The sequence below is a fragment of the Craterilacuibacter sp. genome (genome assembly GCF_051659485.1).
In the GTDB taxonomy this organism is placed as follows: Bacteria; Pseudomonadota; Gammaproteobacteria; order Burkholderiales; family Chromobacteriaceae; genus Craterilacuibacter.
Window position 1 is genome coordinate 1 of record NZ_JBOFOO010000303.1, and the last position, 3,818, is coordinate 3,818.

Annotated in this window: 7 protein-coding genes; all 7 read left to right on the top strand. The window is 52.2% G+C overall.

Annotated elements, in window-relative coordinates; genetic code table 11:
- The first annotated feature begins 47 nt into the window (after window positions 1-47).
- Complete coding sequence (rpsH, locus tag ACRC1E_RS10590) at window positions 48-443, top strand: 30S ribosomal protein S8 (RefSeq protein ID WP_438515069.1); 396 nt, start codon at window positions 48-50, stop codon at window positions 441-443.
- Between the two features lie 12 nt (window positions 444-455).
- The gene (rplF, locus tag ACRC1E_RS10595; RefSeq protein WP_438515063.1) at window positions 456-989 is read left to right on the top strand and encodes a 50S ribosomal protein L6; all 534 of its coding nucleotides are present in this window, start codon (window positions 456-458) and stop codon (window positions 987-989) included.
- Window positions 990-1,002: 13 nt separating this feature from the next.
- Window positions 1,003-1,356 carry a 50S ribosomal protein L18 gene (gene rplR, locus ACRC1E_RS10600; protein ID WP_438515064.1) on the top strand — a complete coding sequence of 118 codons (354 nt, stop codon included), beginning with the start codon at window positions 1,003-1,005 and terminating at the stop codon, window positions 1,354-1,356.
- A 13-nt stretch (window positions 1,357-1,369) separates the two neighbouring features.
- A complete protein-coding gene (gene rpsE, locus ACRC1E_RS10605) occupies window positions 1,370-1,888 on the top strand; it encodes a 30S ribosomal protein S5 (RefSeq protein WP_438515065.1) in 519 nt (172 codons plus the stop codon).
- Window positions 1,881-2,066 carry a 50S ribosomal protein L30 gene (gene rpmD, locus ACRC1E_RS10610; protein WP_438515066.1) on the top strand — a complete coding sequence of 62 codons (186 nt, stop codon included), beginning with the start codon at window positions 1,881-1,883 and terminating at the stop codon, window positions 2,064-2,066. The genes rpsE and rpmD overlap by 8 nt, the downstream gene beginning before the upstream one ends.
- Before the next feature lies 1 nt (window position 2,067).
- The gene (rplO, locus tag ACRC1E_RS10615; RefSeq protein ID WP_438515067.1) at window positions 2,068-2,502 is read left to right on the top strand and encodes a 50S ribosomal protein L15; all 435 of its coding nucleotides are present in this window, start codon (window positions 2,068-2,070) and stop codon (window positions 2,500-2,502) included.
- 11 nt (window positions 2,503-2,513) lie between these two features.
- Window positions 2,514-3,818, top strand: a 1,305-nt coding sequence (gene secY / locus ACRC1E_RS10620) for a preprotein translocase subunit SecY (RefSeq protein ID WP_438515068.1), incomplete at its 3' end; no start/stop codon positions are given.

Below are 3,818 nucleotides of genomic sequence, written 5' to 3' on the forward strand. Positions count from 1 at the left end.
TGAGATTCCTGGCGTTACAAAGGCCAGCTGGTAATAGGAGAAAACGAATGAGCATGCATGATCCTATTTCCGATATGTTGACCCGCGTTCGTAACGCTCAGCGTGCTTCGAAGGTTTCGGTTTCCATGCCGTCTTCCAAGCTCAAGGTCGCTATCGCTCAGGTTCTGAAAGAAGAAGGCTATATTGAAGACTTCGCCGTCGCCGGTGAAGAAAAGAAGCCTTCTCTTGATATCCAGCTGAAGTACTATGCTGGTCGTCCGGTCATCGAACGTATCGACCGTGTATCGCGCCCTGGTTTGCGTGTATACAAGGGTTCGAACGAAGTCCAAAAGGTCTTGAATGGCCTGGGCGTGACTATCCTTTCGACCTCCAAAGGTGTGATGACCGATCGCAAGGCACGTGTTGCCGGCATCGGTGGTGAGCTCCTTTGCATCGTGGCGTAAGGGGAGAGTTTAATGTCTCGCGTAGCTAAAAATCCCGTTGCGATTCCAGCCGGCGTTGAAGTTAAATTCACCGCTGACCAAATCGTTGTTAAAGGCCCGATTGGTAGCCTGTGCACTACTTTGTGCTCAGATGTTGCCATCAAGCTGGATAACAACGAGCTGACTTTCGCAGCCCTAAATGACAGCAAGTTTGCACGTTCCATGTCTGGTACGCTGCGTGCTTTGCTGAACAACATGGTGATTGGTGTTACCAAGGGCTTTGAGCGCAAGCTTCAGCTCGTAGGCGTGGGCTATCGTGCCCAAGCTCAAGGTGACGCTGTAAACCTTTCTCTTGGTTTCTCCCATCCGGTTTCCCACAAGATGCCGGCAGGTGTTACGGTTGAGACTCCGTCTCAGACCGAGATCCTGATCAAGGGCGCAGACAAGCAACAAGTCGGTCAAGTAGCCGCGGAAATCCGCGCTTACCGTTCGCCAGAGCCTTATAAGGGCAAGGGTGTTCGCTACTTCGGCGAAGTTGTGACTCTGAAAGAAACCAAGAAGAAGTAATAGAGGCACTGACATGGATAAGAAACAAACTCGACTCCGCCGCGCACGTAAAACTCGTGCTCGTATTGCGGGGCTCAAGGTGGTGCGTCTGTCTGTACACCGCACCAACTGCCACATTTACGCTCAAATCATTGATGCGACCGGTAGTGTTGTGCTTGCCAGTGCTTCCAGCCTGGAAGCCGACGTGCGCGCAAGCATGACCAATGGTGGCAACGTAGATGCAGCTGCTGCAGTCGGCAAGCGTATTGCCGAAAAAGCTAAGGCTGCAGGCGTTCTGCAGGTTGCCTTCGACCGTTCGGGTTTCAATTACCACGGCCGTATCAAGGCCCTGGCTGATGCAGCTCGCGAACACGGCCTGCAATTCTAATTCGGAGTGAAGAATGGCTAAGCACGAGATTGAAGATCGTGGCGACGGTCTGATCGAAAAAATGATCGGCGTCAACCGCGTCACCAAAGTGGTGAAGGGCGGTCGCATCATGGCTTTCTCCGCTCTCACCGTAGTTGGTGATAGCGATGGCGGCATCGGCATGGGTAAAGGCAAGTCTAAGGAAGTGCCTGTTGCCGTGCAAAAAGCGATGGAGCAAGCCCGTCGCACCCTGGTAAAAATCCCGCTCAAAAATGGCACGCTGCATCATGCCGTTTTTGGCAAGCACGGTGCTACCACCGTCTTCATGCAGCCGGCTAAAGAAGGTACCGGCGTGAAGGCTGGCGGCCCGATGCGTGCGATTTTTGACGCGATGGGTGTGCGTAACGTTTCTGCCAAGGTTCATGGCTCTACCAATCCGTATAACGTAGTTCGCGCTACGATTGATGGTTTGTTGAAGATTCATACGCCTGCTCAGATCGCTGCTAAGCGTGGTCTGGCCTTGGAAGAAATTCTGGGGGCGCATCATGACTAATGCTAAGACTGTCAAAGTGACCCTGATTAAGAGCCTGATCGGTCGCCTTGAGTCGCACAAAGCTTGTGCGCGTGGCTTGGGTCTGCGCAAGATCCGCCAGACTGTTGAAGTACTGGATACCCCTGAGAATCGTGGCATGATCACGAAGATCAACTATCTGCTGAAATGCGAGGGCTAACATGGAACTGAATACCGTTAAGCCTGGTGCCGGTGCTAAGCACGCCAAGCGCCGCGTAGGTCGTGGTATGGGTAGTGGTCTGGGTAAGACTGCTGGCCGTGGTCACAAAGGTCAGAAGAGCCGTGCCGGTGGTTTCCATAAGGTCGGTTTCGAAGGCGGTCAAATGCCTTTGCAGCGTCGTCTGCCTAAGCGTGGTTTTAAGTCGCTTTCCGCAGGTAAGACTTCTGAAGTCCGCTTGTCCGATCTGGCTGCACTGCCGGTTGACGAGATCGATCTGTTGGCTTTGAAACAGGCAGGTCTGGCAACTACGCAGGCTTTGGCTGCTAAGGTTATCCTGTCCGGCACCATCGATCGCGCTGTTAAGTTGCGTGGTCTTGGTGTGACGGCTGGTGCCCGTGCTGCTATCGAAGCTGCCGGTGGCGTCATCGTTGAATAAGGCGTAAGTACGTGGCGAATACTTCTCTAGTGGCAAACACCAATAAATTTGGTGATCTCAAGCGTCGCATCTGGTTTTTGATCGGCGCTCTGATCGTATACCGTATTGGTGCGCATATTCCCGTACCCGGGATCAATCCTGCCGAACTAGCGAAGTTGTTCCAATCGTCGCAAACGGGTCTGCTGGACATGTTCAACATGTTTTCCGGCGGAGCCTTGTCGAGATTTACGGTATTTGCCATCGGCATCATGCCGTATATCTCGGCTTCCATTATTCTGCAGCTAGGGTCTGAGGTCGTACCTCAGCTCAAGCAGTTGAAGAAGGAAGGCGATGCGGGACGTCGTAAGATAACCCAGTACACGCGTTATGCGACCGTTGTGCTCGCGACTTTTCAAAGTTTCGGCATTGCGGTGATGCTCCACAAACAGCCTAATCTGGTGGTTGTCGGTCAATGGGAGTTTTATCTCTCTACCGTAGTGACCCTGGTGACGGGTACGATGTTCCTGATGTGGTTGGGTGAACAGATTACAGAGCGGGGTATCGGTAACGGTATTTCCCTCATTATCTGTGCCGGTATCGCTTCGGGGGTGCCTGCCGCTATTGGTAAGACATTGACGCTTACCGGTCAGGGCTCTTTGCCTGTGTTGTTTGCGATTCTCCTGTTTGTCGGGGTAATTGCCGTAACCTATCTTGTCGTGTTTGTTGAACGCGGCCAGCGTAAGGTTTTGGTTAATTATGCTAAACGTCAGGTTGGTAATCGTGTGCAGCAAGGTCAGAGTACGCACTTGCCACTCAAGCTGAATATGGCTGGGGTTATTCCACCGATTTTCGCATCCAGCATTATTCTCTTTCCTGCAACGGCTCTTGGCTGGTTCGGGAGCGGAGAGGGTGTCGGCTGGTTGAAGTCGATTGCAGATAAGCTGCATCCAGGTCAACCGCTGTATGTCCTGCTGTATGCTGCGGCTATTATTTTCTTCTGTTACTTCTATACCGCCTTGGTATTCAATCCTAAGGAAACGGCAGATAACTTGAAGAAAAGTGGGGCTTTTATTCCCGGTATCCGTCCAGGCGAGCAGACTTCCCGTTACATCGAGAAGATTATTCTGCGGCTGACGTTGATTGGTGCCATCTACATTGCTCTGGTGTGTTTGCTGCCGGAGTTCCTGATCCTGAAATGGAATGTTCCATTCTATTTCGGCGGGACTTCGCTGCTGATCATCGTGGTGGTGACGATGGATCTGATGTCACAAGTGCAATCGTATGTGCTGTCTCACCAGTACGAAAGCTTGCTGAAGAAGGCAAACTTCAAGGGTAAT

Bases quoted from the DNA above. Each gene is read 5' to 3' on its own strand.
- rplF (WP_438515063.1), top strand. From the start codon at position 456: ATGTCTCGCGTAGCTAAAAATCCCGTTGCGATTCCAGCCGGCGTTGAA.
- rplR (WP_438515064.1), top strand. From the start codon at position 1,003: ATGGATAAGAAACAAACTCGACTCCGCCGCGCACGTAAAACTCGTGCT.
- rpsE (WP_438515065.1), top strand. From the start codon at position 1,370: ATGGCTAAGCACGAGATTGAAGATCGTGGCGACGGTCTGATCGAAAAA.
- rplO (WP_438515067.1), top strand. From the start codon at position 2,068: ATGGAACTGAATACCGTTAAGCCTGGTGCCGGTGCTAAGCACGCCAAG.
- rpmD (WP_438515066.1), top strand. From the start codon at position 1,881: ATGACTAATGCTAAGACTGTCAAAGTGACCCTGATTAAGAGCCTGATC.
- rpsH (WP_438515069.1), top strand. From the start codon at position 48: ATGAGCATGCATGATCCTATTTCCGATATGTTGACCCGCGTTCGTAAC.